16 protein-coding genes are annotated in these 21,124 nt (G+C 71.6%); 5 read left to right on the forward strand and 11 right to left on the reverse strand.

Annotated features, from left to right (window positions below; translation table 11 throughout):
• Positions 1–181: 181 nt before the first annotated feature.
• The 5 genes from ACIA8K_RS01445 to trpC all read right to left on the reverse strand — a co-directional run bounded on the left by ACIA8K_RS01445 (position 182) and on the right by trpC (position 5,456).
• Entirely contained in the window at positions 182–1,384 is a 1,203-nt protein-coding gene (locus ACIA8K_RS01445) for an FAD-dependent oxidoreductase (protein ID WP_396053717.1), read from the reverse strand.
• A gap of 40 nt (positions 1,385–1,424) precedes the next feature.
• Positions 1,425–2,492 (reverse strand): prolipoprotein diacylglyceryl transferase, encoded by a 1,068-nt coding sequence (gene lgt, locus ACIA8K_RS01450; RefSeq protein WP_396053719.1) that lies wholly within the window; start codon positions 2,490–2,492, stop codon positions 1,425–1,427.
• 122 nt (positions 2,493–2,614) lie between these two features.
• Complete coding sequence (trpA, locus tag ACIA8K_RS01455) at positions 2,615–3,418, reverse strand: tryptophan synthase subunit alpha (RefSeq protein WP_396053721.1); 804 nt, start codon at positions 3,416–3,418, stop codon at positions 2,615–2,617.
• On the reverse strand, positions 3,415–4,656 hold the full coding sequence (trpB, locus tag ACIA8K_RS01460) for a tryptophan synthase subunit beta (protein ID WP_396053723.1): 1,242 nt from the start codon (positions 4,654–4,656) through the stop codon (positions 3,415–3,417). Before trpB ends, trpA begins: the two co-directional genes overlap by 4 nt.
• Entirely contained in the window at positions 4,653–5,456 is an 804-nt protein-coding gene (gene trpC, locus ACIA8K_RS01465) for an indole-3-glycerol phosphate synthase TrpC (protein WP_396054468.1), read from the reverse strand. The genes trpB and trpC overlap by 4 nt, the downstream gene beginning before the upstream one ends.
• A 383-nt stretch (positions 5,457–5,839) precedes the next feature.
• Here trpC and ACIA8K_RS01470 point away from each other — a divergent pair, with 383 nt between their 5' ends.
• Positions 5,840–6,106: a hypothetical protein gene (locus ACIA8K_RS01470; RefSeq protein WP_396053725.1), complete on the forward strand. Its 267-nt coding sequence runs from the start codon at positions 5,840–5,842 to the stop codon at positions 6,104–6,106.
• 66 nt (positions 6,107–6,172) lie between these two features.
• Here the strand turns inward: ACIA8K_RS01470 and ACIA8K_RS01475 are convergent, their stop codons facing one another.
• From ACIA8K_RS01475 to hisI, 3 genes are read right to left on the reverse strand one after another with little or no spacing between them, the layout of a single operon-like run.
• Positions 6,173–6,796, reverse strand: a complete 624-nt coding sequence (locus ACIA8K_RS01475) for a Trp biosynthesis-associated membrane protein (protein ID WP_396053727.1) — start codon at positions 6,794–6,796, stop codon at positions 6,173–6,175.
• On the reverse strand, positions 6,793–8,319 hold the full coding sequence (locus ACIA8K_RS01480) for an anthranilate synthase component I (protein ID WP_396053729.1): 1,527 nt from the start codon (positions 8,317–8,319) through the stop codon (positions 6,793–6,795). The genes ACIA8K_RS01475 and ACIA8K_RS01480 overlap by 4 nt, the downstream gene beginning before the upstream one ends.
• Entirely contained in the window at positions 8,316–8,774 is a 459-nt protein-coding gene (gene hisI, locus ACIA8K_RS01485) for a phosphoribosyl-AMP cyclohydrolase (RefSeq protein WP_396053731.1), read from the reverse strand. Before hisI ends, ACIA8K_RS01480 begins: the two co-directional genes overlap by 4 nt.
• 262 nt (positions 8,775–9,036) lie before the next feature.
• On the opposite strand from hisI, the gene ACIA8K_RS01490 reads away from it, so the two are divergent.
• Together ACIA8K_RS01490 and ACIA8K_RS01495 are read left to right on the forward strand one after the other, a co-directional pair.
• Positions 9,037–14,286 (forward strand): hypothetical protein, encoded by a 5,250-nt coding sequence (locus tag ACIA8K_RS01490; RefSeq protein WP_396053733.1) that lies wholly within the window; start codon positions 9,037–9,039, stop codon positions 14,284–14,286.
• Positions 14,287–14,400: 114 nt separating this feature from the next.
• On the forward strand, positions 14,401–15,000 hold the full coding sequence (locus tag ACIA8K_RS01495; protein WP_396053735.1) for a TetR family transcriptional regulator: 600 nt from the start codon (positions 14,401–14,403) through the stop codon (positions 14,998–15,000).
• Here the strand turns inward: ACIA8K_RS01495 and ACIA8K_RS01500 are convergent.
• Complete coding sequence (locus ACIA8K_RS01500; protein ID WP_396053737.1) at positions 14,986–15,744, reverse strand: DUF2470 domain-containing protein; 759 nt, start codon at positions 15,742–15,744, stop codon at positions 14,986–14,988. The two genes, ACIA8K_RS01495 and ACIA8K_RS01500, sit on opposite strands and share 15 nt — an antisense overlap.
• A gap of 117 nt (positions 15,745–15,861) precedes the next feature.
• On the opposite strand from ACIA8K_RS01500, the gene rpsD reads away from it, so the two are divergent.
• Positions 15,862–16,470, forward strand: coding sequence for a 30S ribosomal protein S4 (gene rpsD, locus ACIA8K_RS01505; protein WP_396053739.1), 609 nt, complete (start codon positions 15,862–15,864; stop codon positions 16,468–16,470).
• Between the two features lie 155 nt (positions 16,471–16,625).
• Here rpsD and ACIA8K_RS01510 read toward each other — a convergent pair whose 3' ends face one another.
• Together ACIA8K_RS01510 and ACIA8K_RS01515 are read right to left on the reverse strand one after the other, a co-directional pair.
• Positions 16,626–18,389 carry an ABC transporter ATP-binding protein gene (locus tag ACIA8K_RS01510; protein WP_396053741.1) on the reverse strand — a complete coding sequence of 588 codons (1,764 nt, stop codon included), beginning with the start codon at positions 18,387–18,389 and terminating at the stop codon, positions 16,626–16,628.
• Positions 18,382–20,139, reverse strand: coding sequence for an ABC transporter ATP-binding protein (locus ACIA8K_RS01515; RefSeq protein ID WP_396054470.1), 1,758 nt, complete (start codon positions 20,137–20,139; stop codon positions 18,382–18,384). The genes ACIA8K_RS01510 and ACIA8K_RS01515 overlap by 8 nt, the downstream gene beginning before the upstream one ends.
• 223 nt (positions 20,140–20,362) lie before the next feature.
• Between ACIA8K_RS01515 and ACIA8K_RS01520 the strand changes: the two genes are divergently transcribed.
• Entirely contained in the window at positions 20,363–20,992 is a 630-nt protein-coding gene (locus ACIA8K_RS01520) for a TIGR03085 family metal-binding protein (protein ID WP_396053743.1), read from the forward strand.
• The last annotated feature ends 132 nt before the right edge of the window (positions 20,993–21,124 follow it).

A 21,124-nucleotide genomic window follows, 5' to 3' on the forward strand; every position in this document is an offset into this window, starting at 1 on the left:
GCGACGCTCTTAGTCTGCAGTTTCTCCCGACCCGTCGCTTGCTTGACCACGTCGTGAGGCGCGGACGACCGAAGAAAGTCGGTCTCAGTCAGACACGCTCTTCGTCTGCCTGAGACCGCCTTTCTTCGGCCGTGGCGTCGAGCCCGGAGGAGCGAAGCGACGACCAGAAGCAGAGCGACCATTAGGTGGGCGGGCGCCAGTCTCCGGCGGTCGTGGCGACGCTGCCGAGTAGGCGCGGGGTGATCGTGCCGAGGGCGGCGTCGCGGGCGCGCAGGGCCAGCCGGCCCCGGGCCTGGAGTACCGCGGACATCCGGCGGGTCTGGCGCACGATTGTCGCGGTCCGGGGGCGGCGGGCGCGGCTGTACTGCTCGATCGCGGTGGTGAGCGTCCGCCCGGGCACCGCCTCCGCCATCACGGAGCGCAGCGTGGCCGCGTCTTCGAACGCGAGGCAGGCGCCCTGGCCGAGGTGGTGTGGCATCGCGTGTGCGGCGTCGCCGAGCAGTACCACGCCGCCGGGGCCGGAGCCGAAGCCGTACTGCCGGGGCAGTGGGCGAAGCTCCCGTACCTCCTGCTGGATCAGGTCTTCCGGTTCGGTCGCGTCGAGGAGTTCGCCGATCGGCGCGTGCCAGCCGGCCAGCCAGCGGCGCAACAGTTGCAGCTGCGTGGCGGGTGACTCCGGGCGGGGGGCGCCGGCCGCGGTCGCCACCCAGTAGATGCCGCCCCGGCTGGAGCCGCCGGCCGAGCCGCGCTCACCGAGCGAGACGGCGACGAACCGGTAGCCGGCGCCGAGCGTCTCGCCGTTCGGCGGCATGTCGTCGGGGAGGCGGGGGGCGCGGTACCAGGGGATGACCGCCCGCCACGCGGCGCAGCCGGAGCTGACAACCGATGCCTCCGGCGCCAGGTGTTTGCGAAGCACGCTGTCGATGCCGTCCGCGGCCACGATCAGGTCGGCCTCGTAGCGCTGCCGGCCGTGCCCGATCGACGGCCGGTCGCCGTCGTGCAGGTGCACGGTGTCGATCGGCACGCCGGTACGGATCTCCACGGCCTCGCCGAGCCCGGCGATCAGCGCGTCGTGCAGGTCCTCACGGTGCACCACGATCGGCGGCGTGGTGTCCGGGCCGGGCTGGCGCGGCTGGACGAGCCACTGCCCGTCCGGCCGGCGCACCCCGCGGTCGCGCAGCGGCGTGGCGATCGCGTGCAGCCCGTCGCCGAGGCCGAGCGAGCGGAGCGCCCGCACGCCGTTCGGCCAGAGGATCAGCGCGGCCCGGTCCACCGGGACGCGGTCGCCCCGCTCCAGGATGGTGACCTGCCAACCGCTCCGGGCGAGGGCGCCCGCCGCGGCGAGACCCCCGATCCCCGCACCCACCACGATCGCCGTGCGCATCCTGGATCCCTTCCCGGCTCGTCCTACCCGTGTCGTCGCCTTACTTGTCGTCGCCGCCAGGTGTTGCGGCGGAGGGCTCGTCGGCCTTCTTCTCCGCGGCGACCGGCTCCGGTTCCGGTGTCGGTTCCGTCGTGGGCGCCTCGCCCGTCTCCTGATATGCCCGGTACTGCTCCTCGGACACCACCGTGTAGCCGGACGGTGCGATCTGCGCCTGTGTGACGGGCGCCTCGCCCTCCACGGCCGGCGACGTGGCCGGCACCGGCAGGATCGGGATCAGGAACTCGCGCGGGCCGCGGGCCTGCACGAAGTAGGCGAGCGCGGCCAGGAACACGACCACTGACGTGAACACGTTGAGCCGGATGCCGAAGAACGAGTTGGCCGGGTCGGTCCGCATGATCTCGATCCAAAACCGGCCGACCGTGTAGCCCATCGCGTATACCGCGAACGCCCGGCCGCGGCCGAACTTGAACTTGCGGTCAAGCCCGAAGACCAGCGCCGCGACGCCCAGGTTCCAGATCAGCTCGTACAGGAACGTCGGGTGGTAGAGGCCGGGCTGCAGGATCGGGGCGCCGTCCGCGTCGAGAAGCGCGCGGCCCGGGTTGTCGTCGTCCATCTTGTGGATCTCCAGGCCCCACGGGAGCGTGGTCAGCCCTCCGTACAGCTCGTTGTTCCACCAGTTGCCGAGCCTGCCGATCGCCTGCGCGACCGGCAGGCCGGGCGCGACTGCGTCGGCGAACACGCGCAGCGGGACACCGTACTGACGGCAGGCGATCCAGGCGCCGAGCGCGCCGCCCGCGATGCCGCCCCAGATGCCGAGGCCGCCCTCCCAGATGAAGAGCGCGCGGATCGGCTCACCGCCCTCGCCGAAATATGCCTGCGGGGACGTGATGACGTGGTAGAGCCGGGCGCCGACGATGCCGAACGGCACCGCCCAGACGGCCACGTCGAGCGTCACCCAGGGCGCCGAACCACGGGCCCGGAGTCTGCGCTCCGTGATGAGCACGGCGGCGACGATGCCGAGGACGATGCAGAGCGCGTATGCCCGGATGGGAAAGCCCGCAACGTGCCAGACCGCGACGCTTGGGCTAGGGAGAGCGGCAGGAATCACGAATGCACACGCTACCGTCGCGACGTCGCGCTGCGTACCCCCGGGTGATGCCAGGTGTGTTCGTGACAGGAGCAGACGCCACGGGGGTACGGACGTGCGCGCCCGTACCCCCGTGAAGCTCGTCAGCGCCGGACCGAACGGGCGCCCTTCGCCAGGTCCGCGCCGAGTTCCCGAAGCGACGCCAGGCCTGCCTCGCGGTCCGGGGCCTCCAGCACGCGCCGGATGAGCGCGCTGCCCACGATGACGGCGTCCGCGTAGGCGCCCACCTCGGCAGCCTGCACGCCGTCGCGCACGCCGAGCCCGACGCCGACCGGGATGTCCGCGTCCGCGGCCCGGATGCGGTCGACAAGCGCGGGTGCGTCGGACGAGACCGCCTCCCGGGCACCTGTGACGCCCATCAGCGCGGTGGCGTAGACCCAGCCGCGGCAGTGCTTCAACGTCATCGCGATCCGGGAGTCCGTCGACGACGGCGAGACCAGGAACGTGCGGTCGAGGCGGTGCGCGTCGGACGCGGCCAGCCACGCGTCGGCCTCGTCCGGGATCAGGTCCGGCGTGATCATGCCGGTCGCGCCTGCCGCGGACAGGTCGCGCGCGAACGCGTCGACGCCGTACCGCTCGACCGGGTTCCAGTAGGTCATCAGCACCACCGGCGCGCCCGCCTTGGCGACCGCCTCGATGATCCGGAACGTGTCCCGGGTGCGCACGCCGTTCGCGAGCGCGATGTCGCTTGCCTTCTGGATGACCGGGCCGTCCATCACCGGGTCGGAGTAGGGCAGCTCGACCTCGATGACGTCGATGCCGGACTCCACCATCGCGACCATCGACGCGATGCTGTCGTCGACGGTCGGGAACCCGGCCGGCATGCAGCCGACGATCAGCGGCCGGCCCTCGGCACGGGCCTTCTCGAACGCCCCGCTGAGGCTCACAGGTTCTCCTCCGGGACGATCGTCTCGTTCTTGTCCAGGATGCCGAAGTACGCGCCGGCGGTGTGCACGTCCTTGTCGCCGCGCCCGGACAGGTTGACGATCACGACCGGCTCGCGGCCCAGCTCGTCCCGGAGCGCGGGGATGATCTTCGCGGTACCGGCGAGCGCGTGCGCGCTCTCGATCGCCGGGATGATCCCCTCGGTACGGCAGAGCAGCTGGAACGCGTCCATCGCCTCCCGGTCGGTGACCGGCGTGTAGCTCGCCCGTCCGGTGTCGTGCAGCCAGGAGTGCTCCGGGCCGACGCCCGGGTAGTCCAGGCCGGCCGAGATCGAGTGCGACTCGACGGTCTGCCCGTCCTCGTCCTGCAGGATGTAGGTGCGCGCGCCGTGCAGCACGCCGGCCGTGCCACCGGTGATCGAGGCGGCATGCCTGCCGGTCTCCACGCCGTCGCCGCCGGCCTCGAAGCCGTACAGCCGCACGGTCTCGTCCGGCACGAACGCGTGGAAGATGCCGATCGCGTTCGACCCGCCGCCCACGCACGCGGTCACCGCGTCCGGAAGCGCGCCGGTCAGCGACAGGCACTGCTCGCGCGCCTCGATGCCGATGCCGCCCACGAAGTCCCGGACGATCTCCGGGAACGGGGCCGGACCGGCAGCGGTGCCGAGCAGGTAGTGCGTGGTCTGCACGCTTGCCACCCAGTCGCGGAGCGCCTCGTTGAGCGCGTCCTTGAGCGTGCGGGACCCGTTCGTCACCGGGACGACCGTGGCGCCGAGCATCCGCATGCGGGCCACGTTGAGCGCCTGGCGCTCGGTGTCGACCTCGCCCATGTAGACGACGCACTCGAGGTCGAGCAGCGCGGCCGCGGTGGCGGAGGCGACCCCGTGCTGGCCGGCGCCGGTCTCCGCGATCACCCGCTGCTTGCCCATCCGCTTGGCGAGCAGCGCCTGGCCGAGCACGTTGCGTACCTTGTGGGCGCCGGTGTGGTTCAGGTCCTCGCGCTTGAGCAGGATCTTCGCGCCCAGGCGCTCGGACAGCCGGCGCGCGGAGTAGAGCAGTGACGGCGTGCCCGCGTAGTCGCGGAGCAGACCGCTGAACTCCTCCTGGAACGCCGGATCGGTCTTGGCGGACCGATACGCGGCGTCCAGCTCGTCAAGCGCGCCGACAAGCGCCTCCGGCACGAAACGCCCACCGAACCGCCCGAAGTGCCCGGAGATGTCGGGCAGCGTCGGCGCGGTCATCGGGCCGGCCTCGGCGTCGCCGGGTGGTTACCGGCGTTCACAAGCGCGGCCACCGCGTCCCGGGGGCTGCTCTGCGTCACCAGGCCCTCGCCGACAAGCACCGCGTCGGCACCGGCCGAGGCGTACCGGATCAGGTCGTGCGGCCCGCGCACCCCCGACTCGGCGATCTTGACGACCTCGTTCGGCAGGCCGGGCGCGATCCGCTCGAACACGGTCCGGTCGACCTCGAGCGTGCGCAGATTGCGCGCGTTCACGCCGATCACCCGGGCGCCGGCTTCAAGCGCGCGGTCCGTCTCGTCCTCGTCGTGCACCTCGACAAGCGCGGTCATGCCAAGCGACTCGATCCGCTCCAGCAGGCCGACAAGCGCGTTCTGCTCAAGCGCCGCGACGATCAGCAGCACCAGGTCGGCGCCGTGCGCCCGCGCCTCGTGTACCTGGTAGCTGGAGACCACGAAGTCCTTGCGCAGGATCGGCACACTTACCGCCGCGCGCACGGAATCGAGATCGTCGAGCGAGCCGCCGAACCAGCGCCCCTCGGTCAGCACACTGATCACCCGTGCGCCACCGGCCGCGTAGTCACGCGCCAGCACCGCCGGGTCCGGGATGTCCGCGAGCTGCCCCTTCGACGGGGACGCCCGCTTGACCTCGGCGATCACGCCGACGCCGGGCTTGCGCAGCGCCGCGTACGCGTCGATCGGCGGTGGCGCCTCGGCACACAGCTCTCTCAGGCGCTCCAGGGAGACCTGCTGCTGCCTGATCTCGACGTCCTCGCGCACTCCGGCCAGGATCTCGTCGAGCACGCTGCCGCCGCTGTTGTCCGCAATACCATGCTCAGCTGTCACCAAGGACTCCCCTCTCCGGGTGTCATGGGCCGATGCTAGGTCTCGCCCGCCCGCAGGCCACGCTCGGGGTATGGCGTGCCTCACCGGATGGGCTCGGGCATAATGCCGGTGCCTCCGTGAGTGCCGGGTGACGGTGGGTGCCCGGAATCGCCCGCCACGCCGCATTCACCAGCATGATCGTGCCGGCCTGCGCATTCATTGATCACTTTGTGTCACGACCGCTGTCAACCCCACGGTCATTGATCGGAAACACACCTCGGTCAGCATGGGTAGCGGGCACACTTGTCCGCGGGCCCGCACGGGCGCCCGTCAGCCGACAGAGACCACCTGTGGGGTACGCGATGACTTCCGACCGCACCAACGGACTCGTCCAGATGACTCGCACCGTCTGCTCCGTCGCCGCCGACCTCGCACAGAACGTGGAGCGTGCCGTCGTCGGCCCCGCCCGGGTGCGGACCGCAAGCGGCAACGCGTGGGAGGCCGTCTGCGCCGACCGCGACAGGGCCCGCAAGCGCGACGAGATGTTGAGCTCATGGTCGTCGCTTCGCTCCTCCGGGCTCGGCGCCACAACCAAAGAAGTCGGTGTCAGGCAGACAAAGAGCGTCTGACCGACACCGACTCCTGTGGTCGTCCGCGCCTCACGACGTGGCCGGGTTTCGCGGGGCCGGGGGCTGTCAATCGCCTGTGGGGTCCTCGCCACGGTCCAGGGCGTCCCAGGCCTGGCGGGTGCCGCGTGGGGCGTTCAGGGCCGGCAGCGGCTCCTTCTCGGCGGTGTGGGGCGAGCGCTCGTAACGGGCGCCCATCGACGGCCAGTGTGCGCCGCGCACGGCCGTCCACCCGCCGGCGGCGAACACCGCCAGACCACCGATCCCGGTCAGCACCGGCCAGAGCCCCTCGGCAAGTTCGAACGCGGCGCCGGCCACCATCGCCACGCCCAGCACGGCCAGCAGACCGCCGATCAAACGCCTGGTCAGGCCGCGGGTGGCGAGCACCGCCCCGGCGCCGGCAAGCGACACCACCGCAAGCGGCTGAAGCCAGGACAACAGATCGCCGCCGGTACGCTCCACGCGCAACGGCGACAGCGGTGCGGCCCGCTCGGTCACCTCGACAAGCCACACCCGGGTCACCGCGTAGATCGCCAGCCCGGCGCCGGCGACACAGAGCAGCAGCGCGATCGTGAACGCGCGACGGTGCCCGCCCGCCGGGGTGGCTGCCGAGCCGCCCGCCGGGGTGGCTGACGAGCCGGCTGCCGGGGTGGCTGACGAGCCGGCTGCCGGGGTGCTCGCCGGGTCGATCATCGGGCCGGGCGCAGGGTCTCGGCGGCGGCGATCGCGGCGAGCACCGCCGCAGCCTTGTTCCGCGTCTCCAGCTCCTCCGAGACCGGATCCGAGTCGGCCACGATCCCGGCGCCCGCGCCCACATAGGCGTAACCGCCCCGCAGCAGCGCGGTCCGGATCGCGATCGCCATGTCCATGTCGCCGCCGAAGCCGAAGTACCCGACCGTGCCGCCGTAGAGGCCACGGCGGGTCGGCTCCAGACTCTCGATGATCTCCATGGCCCGGACCTTCGGCGCGCCGGAGAGCGTGCCGGCCGGGAACGTCGCGGCCAGCGCGTCGAACGCGGTCTGATCCGCGCGCAGCTCGCCCAGCACCGTGCTGACGATGTGCATGACGTGGCTGTACCGCTCGATCGTGGCGAACTCCGGCACCTGCACCGTGCCCGGCCGGCAGACCCGGCCCAGGTCGTTGCGGCCCAGATCGACGAGCATCACGTGCTCGGCGCGCTCCTTCGGGTCGGCAAGCAGCTCCGCCGCGAGCGCGGCGTCCTCGGCCGGGGTGGCGCCGCGCGGACGCGTACCCGCGATGGGGTGGAGCATTGCTCTCTGCCCGTCGACCTTGAGATGCGCCTCCGGGGAGGAGCCCACGATGTCGAAGTCGTCGAAGCGCAGCAGATACATGTACGGGCTCGGGTTCGTGGTGCGCAGCACGCGGTAGACGTCGAGCGGGTCCGCGGTCGTCGGGCGCTCGAACCGCTGCGCCACCACGATCTGGAAGCACTCGCCGTCCCGGATCGCCTCCTTCGCGACCGCCACGGCCTTCTGGTACTCGCCCTCCGGCGTACGGCTGCGCGGCTCTGCTCTCTTGATCTGCTCGACCGTCGAAACCATCGGCGGCGTCGGCCGGGACAGCGCCGTCGTCATCGCGTCCAGCCGGCCGATCGCCTGGTGGTAGGCGGCGCCGATCTCCGCGTCGTCTGCGTCCGCGCCGACTATCGCGTTCGCCACGAGCGTCGCCGAGCCCTCGTAGTGGTCGAGCACCACCAGGTCGGTCGCAAGCATCATGCCGATCTCCGGCAGCCGCAGATCGTTCTCCGCCTGCTCCGGCAGCCGCTCGATCCGGCGGATCACGTCATAACCCAGATAGCCGACCATGCCGCCGGTCAACGGCGCCAGCCCCTCGCCGGCCTCACCGCGCAGCGCCTCCACAGTCGCACGCAACACGTCGAGCGGCTCGCCGTCGACGGGCACGCCGGCCGGGGGCGTGCCAAGCCACTCCGCGCGGCCGTCCCGCTCGGTAAGCGTGGCAGCGCTGCGGACACCGACGAACGAGTACCGCGACCAGGCCGTGCCGGCCGAGGCCGCGCCCTGCTCAGCGGACTCCAGCAGGAACGTGCCGGGCCCGCCGGCCAGCTTCCGGTAGACGCCGACCGGCGTCTCCGCGTCCGCAAGCACCTTTCGGGTGACCGGGACGACCCGGTGGCCGCCGTCGCGGATGCTCGCCCGGAACGTGGCCTCATCGGGCTGCACGGCGCCGTTCGTCATGCCGGGGCTCCCTGCGTGGTCGCCGTCGCCGGCGGCGTGGTTGTTGGCGGCGTGGTTGCTGGCGGCGTGGTTGCTGGCGGCGTGGTTGCCGTGATCGGGAGTTCGGTGGAGAAGCAGCTGTGTGTGCCGGTGTGGCAGGCCGGGCCGACCTGATCCACCGTGAGCAGCAGCGCGTCGCCGTCACAGTCAAGCGCGGCGCTCCTGACGTACTGGCGGTGGCCGGACGTCTCGCCCTTCACCCAGTACTCCCGGCGGCTGCGCGACCAGTAGGTCGCGTGGCCGGTGGCAAGCGTGCGGCGCAACGCCTCGTCGTCCATCCAGGCCAGCATCAGCACGTCGCCGGAGCCGTGCTCGCGCACCACGGCCGCGATCAGGCCATCATCGGTACGGCTCAGACGCGCGGCGATCGCGGGGTCCAGGGTGGCGGGCGGTGTGGATTCACTGATGTCTGGCACAGCTGCCGATTCTCCCGCATCCGGTTGCCGGGGCCACGACCCGCCCGGGTTCCGCGCGCCACACCCACCGGGCGGCGACACGTGACCAGGCGCGCCGGCCGTGTCTCAGCGTGACCGATCAGACGCCGGGCGCCGTGACAGATAACGCCCGGTCGCGTATTAAGTCAGACATTTTACCGGGCAAAGGCCCCTCCGGGGTGCTGTATCGATCATGCGTGGCGGGTACCGTTCGCCTCACCTCACGAGCGGACGGAGAATCGCCATGCCCCCGACGCCCCCCTCCGGAGCCGGCGAAGGCCCCGAGGAGGCCACGCCCGGCTGGCAGGCGCACGGGAAGCCGGTCCCCCACCCACGGCAGGCGGCGGACAGCGCGGCGTTCTTCTCCGACACCGGCGAGAACCCGGAGGCCACCCAGCCGTCGAATGCGCCGCTCCCGCCGTACATGGCGCAGCTGATCGACAAGCCGGAGAGCCCGCCGCCCTCCGGCGCGGCCGGGCCGTGGGCGGTGCCGAGCCCGTGGGCGCCCGCGCCGCCTGCCGAACCGGTGACACAGCCGATCGGGCGCGGGGACGGGTTCTACGACTACGGCGACGACGATGACTGGGAAACGGAACGGTTCGGCGATCCGCGCGAGCAGCGCTCGTCCGTCGTCGACCTGGCCACGTGGTCGCGCCTGGCACCGGCGAATACGGAGTCTCCCGGTCCCGGTCCCGGTCCCGGCCCAGGTCCCGGCTTCGGTGAGGCGGCCTTTGTAGAGGATGACCCGGCGGCGACCACGCCGATGGGTATGCCGATCCAGGATGTCCAGCCCACCGCGGGGGCGGCGCAAGCTGGTGGGCCGCAGGCGCAAGCTGGTGGGCCGCAGGCGCAAGCTGGCGGCCAGCAAGCCGAGTTCGCGCCGTTGAGCGCGCAGGAGATGGCTGGTCACGACGGGGCGGAGTCGCCGAAGGGTGGACGCGGGCGGGACATCGGCGGTCTGCAGCCGATCACGCCTGGCGTGCGGCCGGGGACCCGGCGGTTTGTACCCGGTCAGGGTGCGCCGGGCACGCCTCGCGGAGAGGATGCGGCGGCTCCGCCTGAAGGAATCAGCCCGGCCCGTCACGGCCGCCGAGTCGCCGGCGGCCAGGACACCACCGGTGGGCAGTCGGCTCCTGCCGTCATACCGGCACAAAGCACAGAGCCCGCATCGTACGAAGCCGGGCCGCCGAGCGCGCCGCCCGGTCGGCCGGACGACGTTGTCACGGACGGCGGGGCCTCCTTCGCGCCGCTGGCCCCGGCCGGTGAGGGCGTCCCGAACCCAGCCCTCCCTGCTCAGGGGCCGTGGAGCGGCAAACCGGTGATCCCTGAGGTACCGCCGATCCCGGACACTGCGCGCAGCCCGTGGTCACCGTTCGGCGGAGCGACGCCGGTGACCGAACCCGCACCGCCCACCCGCGGCGCTGCTGGGCCCCGCCCGCCCCGTATCGACGAGGAACGTTCCGGAGCGGGCTGGCCCGTCGCTCCGCGGACCGCGCCGGACGACTCGGTCGACCTCGATTCGCCCACCTCCGCGCTAACGCCGGCACGACCGGACGGCACCGCCCGCATCGATGTACCGGCACAAACGCGCGGAACTGGCGCCACGGACAACGTGATCAACACGGATCCGGAGTCGCCTCGGCCTGCGCAGCGCACCTGGCAGCCGGTCCCCCCGGGCGCCGGTCTGCCGATCGGCCCCGCCGCCGACACGCTGCCCGCCGCGGAGACATCGCGGCTCGCCGTGCCCGCCGTCCCGTCTGGAGCCTCGCCGGACGACACCGACGACCCGGCTCCCCCGGACGACCCAGCCCATGCGAGCGGCCTGTCCGGTGCGACCAATCCGCCTTCTGCGAACGATCCGGCCCACTCGGACAACCGGCCCCACGGGACCGACCCGGCCCACGCGGTCGACGCGACCCCCACGGTCAACGCAACCCAAGCGGTCAACGCGACCCAAGCGGATGATGCGACCCAAGCGGTCAACGCGACCCAAGCGGATGATGCGACCCAGTCAGTGGACGCGGCCCAAGCGGTCGGCGCGACCCACGCGGATGATGCGACCCACGCAGTCGACGCGGCCCCAGCGATCGACGCGGACGCCGCGACCTACGGGAACGACGTGGCGCAGGCTGCCCAGGCGGACGACGCTTCCTACGCGGTCGAACCGGCCCACACGGTCGATCCGGCCCGCACGGACGACGCGGACGACGCGGACGACGCGGATAGACCGGCCCACACGAACTACGCATACGACCCGGACTACACGGTCAACGCAGCCCATGCGAACCCCCCTGCTCACGCGGTCGACCCGGCCCATGCGGACGACGCGGCACGCGCGGTCGTCGACGCAGCTCGCTCGGCCGATCCGGCACGCGCGAACAATCCGGCCCACACCGACGCGTTCGACGCAGCGCTCGCGGACGATGCAGCCCATGCGCATGAGGTGGCCCGCTCGGGCGACTCCGTGCGGGCACGTAGCCTTGCCGACCTCCCCGACGAGCCTGATCGTCGTCGCCCGGCGGCCGGCATGGGGCACGCGGACTCCGTCGGTCAGGCGGAGAGCATCGACAGTGCCGAGCACGGTCGGGTAGACGGCATGGTGCGGTATGAGGATCGCGATCTGGCAGGGGGCCACGGCCCGGAGAGGCCGCGCGACCTGGCAGACGCCTCTGAACACGCGGATCTCCACGACGGGGGAACTGCTCGCACGGCAGCCGCCCATGGCCAGGCTAGCGACCGCAACCACGTCGACGACCAAGTCCACGAGAGTGAGCACGACCCGGCAGGCGAGCACGACTTGGCAGGCAAGCACGACTGGGTGGACAGTGCAGACCCGGCCGAGGCGCTGGCTGCCTACGGTGAGTCGGCGCCGGGGGCGATCGACGCCGATCCTGATGCGGCGGTAGCGGTCGGTGTCGATGCGAGGCCTGCGGTGGAGATCCATCTCGAGGTGTTCAAGCCGCTCGCGGCTGCAGAGATCACGCCTGTCGCAGACACCTCGCCAGCTGCGGCGGTCACCGGCCTGGCCGCGAACACCGAGCCGGTCACAGCCCCGGAGACCGCGCCGACCGGAACCGGCGAGACCGCCGGAGCCCGCGAACCAGCCGAGACAGGCGAAACCGGCGGGACACTCGAAACCGACGAAACAGCTGGAGCCGGCGAAACAGCTGGAGCCGGCGAAACAGCTGGAGCCCGCGACACAGCCGGAACCCGCGAGACGGCCGGAACCCGCGAGACGGCCGGGAGGAGCAGCGAGCGGGTGGACGCCGCGATGTCGCCTATCGCGGACGGCGAGACGGACGATGACGAGGCCGAGTCCGGCTCTGACGTGGACGTGAGTGAGCTGCGGCCGGAACATCCTGCGCCGGTGTGGGTCACCACGACCCGGTTGCAGCCGGTTGATCTTCCGGACGGCCGTGGTGAGGTGGACGCGCTCACCGAGCGTACCGGCGAGCGGCCGGTCATCGGCGCCGATCATGGTGCGCCCGCCGACGAACGCCGGGCTGCCTCTGCTGCGCTGCACCGGAATGACGAAGCTTCGTTCGAGGTCATCGAGGCGATCGCGGAGGCGTTGCGGGAGCGTACCGGCGCACATGCACTGGTGGCGGACGCTGCTCAAGATCGGAACGAGACGACGCTGGCCGCGGAGGCCGCGGCCGATGCGCTGCGCGCGCACGACGCCGCTGTGGCTACGGAGTCCGCTCCCGAGACCGCGGGAAGCGGCCGACCCGGCGCCGGGCAGGCTGCGCGTCCGGCGGCACCTGGCGGCTCTGGCCTCTCCTCCGAACGGAGCGCCGAGATCGGCGCCGCCGTGGCAGCGCTGCGCTCAGGCGCGCGGAAGGCCGGCAGCATCGTCTACACACCGGCGGCCTCAACCCGGCGGCACACCACAGACCTGTCGGCGAATGCACAGGACCCGGACGCCACGGATCCGCAGGACACGGATCCGCAGGACACGGATTCGCCTGCCTCGGTTGTGGAGCCGACTCTCACCAGCGCTCATGAGGCGAGCCCAGCCGTCTCGGACACACACAACCCCGAACCAGCAGACGCGGGCACGCGGGAGGCAGACCTACTCGTCACAGCCGCGACACCGCCCCTCACGCATGCTGATCACGCGAACCCGGAAGCCCTGGACACGCAGCCGGAAGCCCTGGACACGCAGGACGCCCAACCGGCCGCCGCGGACACTCAGAACGCAGACCTACTCGGCGCAGCAGTCCAAGAAGCTGACCCGGCACGCGCAGACGTGCATGACGCGAAGGCACACGACGCGGCGGCGGTCGGCACAGACGCGCAGTTCACCGGGCCTGTGATCACCCACGCATATGGCATAGGGCAGACACCGGCGGAGGCGCATGCGGCACCGGATCCCGCGCTCCCCCACGACGCGGAACCAACTGTCGACGAGGCCTACGATCGGGAACCAGCCGACCCGGACAGGCACGACGTGGAGGCGGCTCTCACGGGAACGGTTCCTGTGCCCGCGTTCGACGGGGACACGATGGCCTCGGACGTGCGGAACCCGGCACCGGTTCTCATCGGCGTAGACGCCGAGTCGGCCCTCGGCGGCCTCAATCCTGCCGGGACTAGGGTGGAGGAGCCGGGCGAACTCGAGGCTCCCGGGCTTCTTGAAGCAGAAGATACGGCCGACCAGGACATCATTGAGCCGGGCGACGAGTTGGACGCCGGTCGAAAGACCTGGGCGCGGACGCCAGCCGAACCGCCCGTGACCGGCGGATGGGCCGGCACCACGGGCACCACCCACACCACCAGCGCCTCCACGACCGTCTCCGACGACGTTAATCTCGACGCGACCAGCGCAGACCTCGTCACAGTGGACGCGATTCCGCCGGCCTCGACTGCCGACCCGGCCGATGCAGCCGAGAAAGCCAAGAAAGCCGAGAAAGCCGCCCTCGACGAGAACGCACGCCTCACGACCACGGCGAACCCCGCTGACTCGCTCCCAGACCCGGCGCCGAGCAGCACGAACGCCCCGATCGACCCCGAGCCGGAACCGCTCGACCATGCCAGCACCCAGCCTGAGCGCGCTGACGACGATGAGGATGACGACGTGACTCTGCTGAGCACAAACCTGGACCGCGACGACGACCACCCGCAGACCACCGCCGCAGGCGACGCCGAGACCGCCACAGGCGACGCCGAGACCACAGCCACGCACGACCCCGAGGCGCCCCAGTTGCGTCCCGGCGACGTGGTGGAGACGCCGATCGCGGTGTGGACGGAGGAGGCCGCGGCGCCGTTCCGGCAGCAGTGGCATGAGATCAAGGCGCAGTTCGTGGACGATCCGGTGGGGGCGCTGGCGCAGGCGCAGACCGTCTGTGCGAACGCGGTGCACGATCTCGCGGACTCGCTGCTTGCGGAGCAGGCCGGCCTGGACCCGCACAAGGCGAACGCCACGCCTGACACCGAGAGCATGCGGATCGCGATGCGCCGCTACCGCGAGTTCCTGGACCGCATCCTCGCGCTCTGACGCGGCGTGGCCGTGGTCCGCGACGCGGCGCTGGTGGCTGCCGCCGCGGCACTGCGCCCGCGCACGGCATGAAGCACGATGAGGGGGCACATCGCGGACAGAGGAGCCCCACACATGGCAGGACGGACCGGGCGCAGGCCGGGTAACCCGGACACCCGGGAGGCGATTCTCGGCGCGGCGCGGTCGGTGTTCGCGGACAGGGGGTTCGACAAGGCGTCGATCAGGGCGATCGCGTCCGTGGCCGACGTCGATCCGGCGCTTGTGCACCACTATTTCGGCACCAAGGACCAGCTGTTCCTGGCCGCGATGGAGGCGCCGATCGACCCGGCGGAGCTGCTGCCGGACGTGCTGGCAGGCGGCGTGGACGGCGTCGGCGAGCGGATGATCCGGATGATCCTCGGTGTGTGGGATGGGCAGGCCGGGAAGGCGGGGGTGGCGCTGCTGCGGTCCGCGGTCACGAACGACTGGACCGCGCGGCTGTTCCGCGAGTTCATCGCCACGCAGGTGCTGCGCCGCGCGATGACTGAGCTGGAGGTCGATCCGGGGGAGGCGCCGCTGCGGTCGGGCCTGGTCGCGTCACAGATCGCTGGTTTGATCATGATGCGGTACGTGATCCGGTTGGAGCCGATCGCGTCGGCCCCGGCGGAGTCGATCGTGGCCACGATGGGCCCGACCCTGCAGCGTTATCTCACGGGTGACCTAAGCGGCGTGTGAGGTGGCGGAGTCCGCGGAGCAGCGCGGGCAGAGCACCGGGTGCAGCAGCCGGGCCAGTTCGGCGCGGTCCGCGACCGGGTGGGCGTAGGCGAGCCGGACCGTCTTGGTGGTGCCGATGTCGACGAGCATGCCGTACCTGTCCATCCGCACGACGCGGGGATCACGCCCGCCGTAGGTCATGCCGGCCTTGTCCAGCTGCGCCTTCAGGAAGTCGGTGACCTCCGGCGCGTGGTGGTCGGCGAGGTCGCTGAGCAGGTCCCACTCGATCGCGTGCAGCGGGTCCGGCTCGGCCTCGGCGTACTCGTCCGGGTCGACCTCGATTGTCACGCCGCCGCGCTCCAGCCGGACCTCGGCCACCTCCAGGCGGTGCAGCACGAACTCGCCTGACAGGTCGAGCAGGTCGCCGGTCGGGTCGACCTCGGCGAACTCGATCGCGGCCTCGCGCGCGTCGTCACCGGACAGTGCGACGGCCCAGCCTGCGATCCAGGCGCGGCCGAGCGAGGGCGCCCCGGCCACCGGGGGCACGTCCGTCACGTCGAGCACCATCGCGGTGTCGTCCGCGCCGTCCGTCGGGATCAGCGCCTCGGTGAGCAGGCCGTCGCGGCGGCTGAGCATCAGCACCCGGCCCGCGCTGTCGGCGACGTGCCGGACGGGGTGCGGACCGGGACGGCAGGCGATCGTCGCGCTGCCGGGCAGCCGGCCTGCTGCAAGTGTTCGGGCGACCTCGGCGGGGCTGGGGTGCATGTTCTGGTCCCTCCGACTTACGTTAGGCTTGCCTTAGTAAGGGAAGGCTAACTTACTCGGCTCGGGAAGCCAATCGGCCCCCGCGTCCGCGGACAAACCACCCCTGGAGCGCACAACGTGAACCAAAGCCGGCCCAAGGTCCGCATTTCCCGTGCCCTCGGCATGCCACTGACCCGCAAGTGCGTCAAGTACTTCGAGAAGCGGCCGTACCCGCCGGGCGTGCACGGTCGGTCCCGCAAGAAGCCGTCGGACTACCAGGTCCGGCTGCTGGAGAAGCAGCGGCTGCGGCACCAGTACAACATCTCCGAGACCCAGCTTCGGCGCGCGTTCGACGACGCCGTGCGCCAGCAGGGTCGTACCGGCGAGAACCTGCTGCAGATCCTGGAGAGCCGTCTCGACGCCACAGTGCACCGCGCGGGCATGGCCCGGACGATCTACCAGGCCCGCCAGCTTGTCGCGCACGGCCACTTCATGGTGGACGGCAAGAAGGTCGACCGGCCGTCGTACCGCGTCAAGGAGGGTCAGCTCATCGAGGTTCGCGAGCGCAGCCGCGTGAAGCCGCCGTTCCAGGTGGCGGCGACCGGCGCGCACGTGGACGGCCCGACCGCGCCGTACCTGTCGACCTCGCTTGACGAGCTCAAGACCACAGTTCTGCGCAGCCCGGCCCGCACCGAGATCCCGGTCATCTGCGACGAGCAGCTGGTGGTCGAGTTCTACGCCCGCTGATCCGTCCCGGGTCCCGTTCCGCCGGCCGTGGCTTCAGGCCCCACGGCCGGCGGAACGCTCCAAAACCGTAAATGCGGATATACCCCGCTCCGCGCGGGTCACCGCCCGCGTGCTCCCGCGGGCCACGGGATCCGCGGGCGCACGGTCAAGAGCACCTAGCGGGTCTGCTCCAGCCAGCTGGCGTGCAGCTTCCCGTACACCCCGTCGGGCTCCTTGAGCAGTTCCCCGTGCGATCCGCGTTGCACGATCCGGCCGGCGTCGAAGACCAGCACCTCGTCCGCGGCCTCGGCGGTGGAGAGCCGGTGCGCGATCGCGATAGTGGTCCGGCCGCGGGTCACCGTGTCGAGCGCCGCCTGCAACCGCACCTCGGTCGCCGGGTCCACCGCGGACGTCGCCTCGTCGAGTACAAGCAGGTCCGGGTCCGCGACATAGGCCCTGGCCAGCGCGACCAGCTGCCGCTCCCCCACGCTCAGCGACTCGCCGCGCTCACCGACCCGCGTCTCGATCCCGGCGGGCAGCGCGCCCAGCCAGTCCGCCAGCCCCAGCTCCGCAAAGGCGGCGCGGAGTGCGTCGTCGCTGAGGCCCGGCCTGGCGAACCTGACGTTCTCCGCGATGGTGGCGTCGAACAGGAACCCGTCCTGCGGCACCATCACCACCCGCGCGCGAAGCGAGTCGAACCGGACCGTGGTCAGCGGCGTGCCGGAGAGCAGCACCCGCCCGGCCGTCGGATCCATCAGCCGGGTGAGCAGCTTCGCGAACGTGGTCTTGCCGCTGCCGGTCTCGCCGACCACCGCGACCTTCGTCTTCGCGGTGATGTCCACGCACACGTCGGTAAGCACGCGCGGCCCGTCCGGATAGTGGAAGTTGACCGCGTCGAAGCGCACGTCGAGCGGTCCGCCCGGCAGCGCGACACCAGCTGTTCCCGGGTCGGCCACGTCCGGCTTCAGGTCCAGGATGTTGAGCACCCGGCGCCAGCCCGCGATCGCGTTCTGCGCCTCGTTGAGCATCTCGGTCGCCATCTGCACCGGCTGGATGAAGAGCGTGACCAGGAACAGGTACGCGGTGAGCTGCCCGATCGTCAGGTCGCCGCCGACGCCGAACGTGACGCCCGCGCACACCACCCCGGCCAGCGCCAGGCCGGTCGCGACCTCGCCCGTGGAGAAGCTGGTGACGCTTGTCCTCATCGCGGAGCTCTGCCGCACCCGCACGTCGCCGATCGCCTTGTCGAGCCGGCCCTCGGTACGGCCGGAGATGCCGTACGCCCGGATCACGGCCGCGCCGACCACGCTCTCGGAGACCACGGCAAGCATGGCGGCCATCCGCGCACGGACCTCGCCGTACGCCCCCGCGAGCCGCTTCTGGTAGGCCCGGATCACGATCGCGGCAGGCACGAACGCGGCGAACACGACGAGCGTCAGCTGCCACGAGTAGAACGCCATGACCACTGTGGTGACGATCAGCTGGCCGCCGCTGACGATCAGCTGCACGCCGCCCATCTGCAGGAACGTGGTGATCTGGTCGACGTCGCTCGTCACCCGGGACACCAGCGAGCCGCGTCGTTCGGACTGCTGGTGAAGCATGGACAGGTCGTGCACGTGCCGGAACGTACGCACCCGCAGCCCGGCCAGCGCGGTCTCGCTCACCGTGAACAGCCGGCGCATCATCAGGTATCCGCTGGCCGTGGTGATGACCAGGACCGCGAGCGTGGTGCCCGCGATGATCGCGACCGTGCCGACGTGCGGGCCGCCGGGCGCGGTGATGCCCTTGTCGATGCCCTGCTGGATCGCGATCGGCGCGGCGACCCGGCCGATCATCGAGATCAGCGCGAGCAGCAGTGTGCCGGCCAGCCCGCCGCGCAGCTCGGGCGAGAGCGCGAGCCCGCGCCGGAGCGTGGCGTAGGTGCCCTCGTCCTCAGTCATTAAGGGCTTCCGCCTTCTCGTAGGCCGTGACCAGGTCCTTGTAACCCGGCACGGTGGCCAGCAGCTCAGTGTGGGTGCCGCGCGCCAGGATCCGCCCGTTCTCCAGGTAGACCACCTCGTCCGCGAGCGCGATCGTGGCCCGCCGGTACGCGACGACAAGGATGCTCGCGCCCTCGCCGGCCGAGGCGCGCAGCGCGCCGAGGATCGCCGCCTCCACGCGCGGGTCGACCGCGCTCGTCGCATCGTCAAGGATCAGCAGCCGCGGCCGGCCGGCCAGCGCGCGGGCAAGCGTGATCCGCTGCCGCTGCCCGCCGGAGAGCGAGGTGCCCCGCTCGCCGACCTCGGTGTCGAGCGACTCGGGCAGCCCGGCGACGAACGAGTCGATCTGGGCCAGTCGCAGCGCGGCCCATACCTCGGCGTCGTCCGCGGCCGGGCGGTCGAGCGCGATGTTCGCCCGCACGGTGTCGTCGAACACGAACGGCAGCTGCGGGACCAGCGCGATGCTTCCGGCAAGCGACTCCGCGGTGAGCGTGCGCAGGTCCGCGCCGTCCAGCCGGACCGTGCCGGAGTCCGGGTCGACGAGCCGGACGGCAAGCGACGCGATAGTGGACTTGCCGGACCCGGTCGGGCCGACAAGCGCGACAGTCTTCCCGGCGGGCACCTCAAGCGTGACGCCGGCAAGCACCTGCTCGCCTGTCGCGTAGGTGAAGTCGACGTTCTCGAACGTCAGCTGGGCCGGCCCGGTCAGGTCGAGGTCGTCGGTGCCGTACCTGGTGGAGCCCTCGGCCCCGAGCACCGCGTGCACCCGGTCGTAGCCGGCGACGCCGCGCGGCAGGTCGCCGACAAGCCAGGCGATCGCGCGCAGCGGGAACGCCAGCACTGTGAACAGGAACGCGACGCTCACCAGCTGGGACACGGTGATCGCGCCGGTGCTGAGCCGCCAGGTGCCGAGCAACAGCACCGCGATGGTGCCGACGCTCGGCAGTGAGTCCATCAGCGGGTCGAAGAGGCCGCGCAGCCGCCCGACCGCGATCAGCGCGTCGCGCAGCTCACCGACCCGGGCCGCGAACCGCTCGGTCTCCGCGGTCTCCTTGCCCATCGTCTTGATGACAAGCGCGCCATCGAAGCTCTCGTGGGCGATCTCGGCGACGCCTGCGCGCAGCTTCTGCGCGCGCATCTGACGTGGCGACATCCGCCGGGAGTAGAAGACGTTGAGTGCGAACAGCGACGGCACCAGGACCAGGCCGACCAGGCCTAGCACCCAGTCGGTCCAGAGCACGCTGCCGAGCGCGCCGAACAGCATGACGATCGTGCCGACCGCGAGCGGCAGCGGCGCGAACGGCTGGACCGCCGCCTCCACGTCCGACGTGGCGGTGGAGAGCAGCGAACCGGCCGAGTTGCGCTGGTGCCAGGCGAGCGGCAGCTCCAGGTAGCGGCGGGTGATGCGCTCGCGATAGCCGGCCTGGAGGCGGAACATCATGGCGCCGGCCGCGAGCCGGCGGGCGAACATGGCGGCCACCCGGATGCCGCTGATGCCGAGCAGCACGGCCGCGGCCAGGCCGAGCGCGCCGACGTCGATCCGGTCCTCGGCGAACGCGGGCGTGATCACCCGGCCGACGATCGCGCCGATCACATACGCATTACCGACAAGCATCGCGCCGTGCAGCACGCTTCCGGCGACCGAGATCGCGAAGAGCCTAGGCTCCGCCGCGATGCCCTGACCGAGCACGCGCAGGCCGCGCAACAGCACGTCGCCGCCGGTCCTGGTCGTCGTGCCGGTGTCCTCGGTGACACTCACCCCGTAGATCCCCCGCCTCGGTCGCGCTCGTGCCGGCCTGACAGCCGGTAAGCGTTACAACCGTTTCAATCCCTTACCAATGTCTACTCCTGCGCGGCCGATGCCCGGCGACCGCCCCTGTGTGGCCGCGTTCACACCGTCCGCTACCCGAACGGGCGGTTCTAGGATCAGCGACATGACGCGTCATTCGCTCACCGAACGGGCCGCGCTAGCCGATCTTCTCCTGGCCGTCGGGCCGGACGCTCCCACGCTCTGCGAGGGGTGGACCGCCCGCGACCTGGCCGCCCACCTGGTCGTCCGGGAACGCCAGCCGATCGCCGGACTCGGAAACTTCATCAAGCCCATGCGGGGGTACGGGGAGCGCGCGCTGCGACGCCGGGCCGAGACGCCCTACGAGGAGTTGATCTCGCAGGTGCGCAACCCCCCGTGGTGGAGCCCGCAGAGCAACCGGCTGGCCGACCCGTACGCGAACACCGGCGAGTTCTACATCCACCACGAGGACGTGCGGCGCGGCAGCCCCGGCTGGCAACCGCGCACGCTCGGCGCGGACTTCGACGCGGCGCTCTGGGGGAACGTCCGCCTCTTCAGCCGGCTGGCGCTCCGGCGTTTCCCTGCCGCGCTGACGCTTCAGGCGCCCGGGCTCGGCGAGATCACCGCGGGTGCGGGCGGTGAACCGGCGCGGCTGATCGGCGCGCCGGGCGAGTTGACACTGTTCATCGCGGGCCGGCAGCGCGCCTCCCGGGTGCAGATCGAGGCCGCGCCCGCGCTCGCGGACCGGCTCCGTACCGCCAGTTTCCGCCTCTGATCGTCATTTCCGGCAAACAGGGAGTTACCCCTCCGAACGTCATGTGGATCATCCGCCGACCGGCACAGCGGCCGCACGCTGTGTGGATTCGGGTCTCGACGAACGGCCGTCGCCGCCATACCCTTCGGTAAC

Source organism: Catenuloplanes sp. NPDC051500, assembly GCF_044454585.1.
In the GTDB taxonomy this organism is placed as follows: domain Bacteria; phylum Actinomycetota; class Actinomycetes; order Mycobacteriales; family Micromonosporaceae; genus Catenuloplanes.

Bases quoted from the DNA above. Each gene is read 5' to 3' on its own strand.
- ACIA8K_RS01445 (WP_396053717.1), bottom strand. From the start codon at position 1,384: ATGCGCACGGCGATCGTGGTGGGTGCGGGGATCGGGGGTCTCGCCGCG.
- trpB (WP_396053723.1), bottom strand. From the start codon at position 4,656: ATGACCGCGCCGACGCTGCCCGACATCTCCGGGCACTTCGGGCGGTTC.
- ACIA8K_RS01470 (WP_396053725.1), top strand. From the start codon at position 5,840: ATGACTTCCGACCGCACCAACGGACTCGTCCAGATGACTCGCACCGTC.
- ACIA8K_RS01475 (WP_396053727.1), bottom strand. From the start codon at position 6,796: ATGATCGACCCGGCGAGCACCCCGGCAGCCGGCTCGTCAGCCACCCCG.
- ACIA8K_RS01480 (WP_396053729.1), bottom strand. From the start codon at position 8,319: ATGACGAACGGCGCCGTGCAGCCCGATGAGGCCACGTTCCGGGCGAGC.
- ACIA8K_RS01490 (WP_396053733.1), top strand. From the start codon at position 9,037: ATGCCCCCGACGCCCCCCTCCGGAGCCGGCGAAGGCCCCGAGGAGGCC.
- ACIA8K_RS01495 (WP_396053735.1), top strand. From the start codon at position 14,401: ATGGCAGGACGGACCGGGCGCAGGCCGGGTAACCCGGACACCCGGGAG.
- ACIA8K_RS01500 (WP_396053737.1), bottom strand. From the start codon at position 15,744: ATGCACCCCAGCCCCGCCGAGGTCGCCCGAACACTTGCAGCAGGCCGG.
- ACIA8K_RS01510 (WP_396053741.1), bottom strand. From the start codon at position 18,389: ATGACTGAGGACGAGGGCACCTACGCCACGCTCCGGCGCGGGCTCGCG.
- ACIA8K_RS01520 (WP_396053743.1), top strand. From the start codon at position 20,363: ATGACGCGTCATTCGCTCACCGAACGGGCCGCGCTAGCCGATCTTCTC.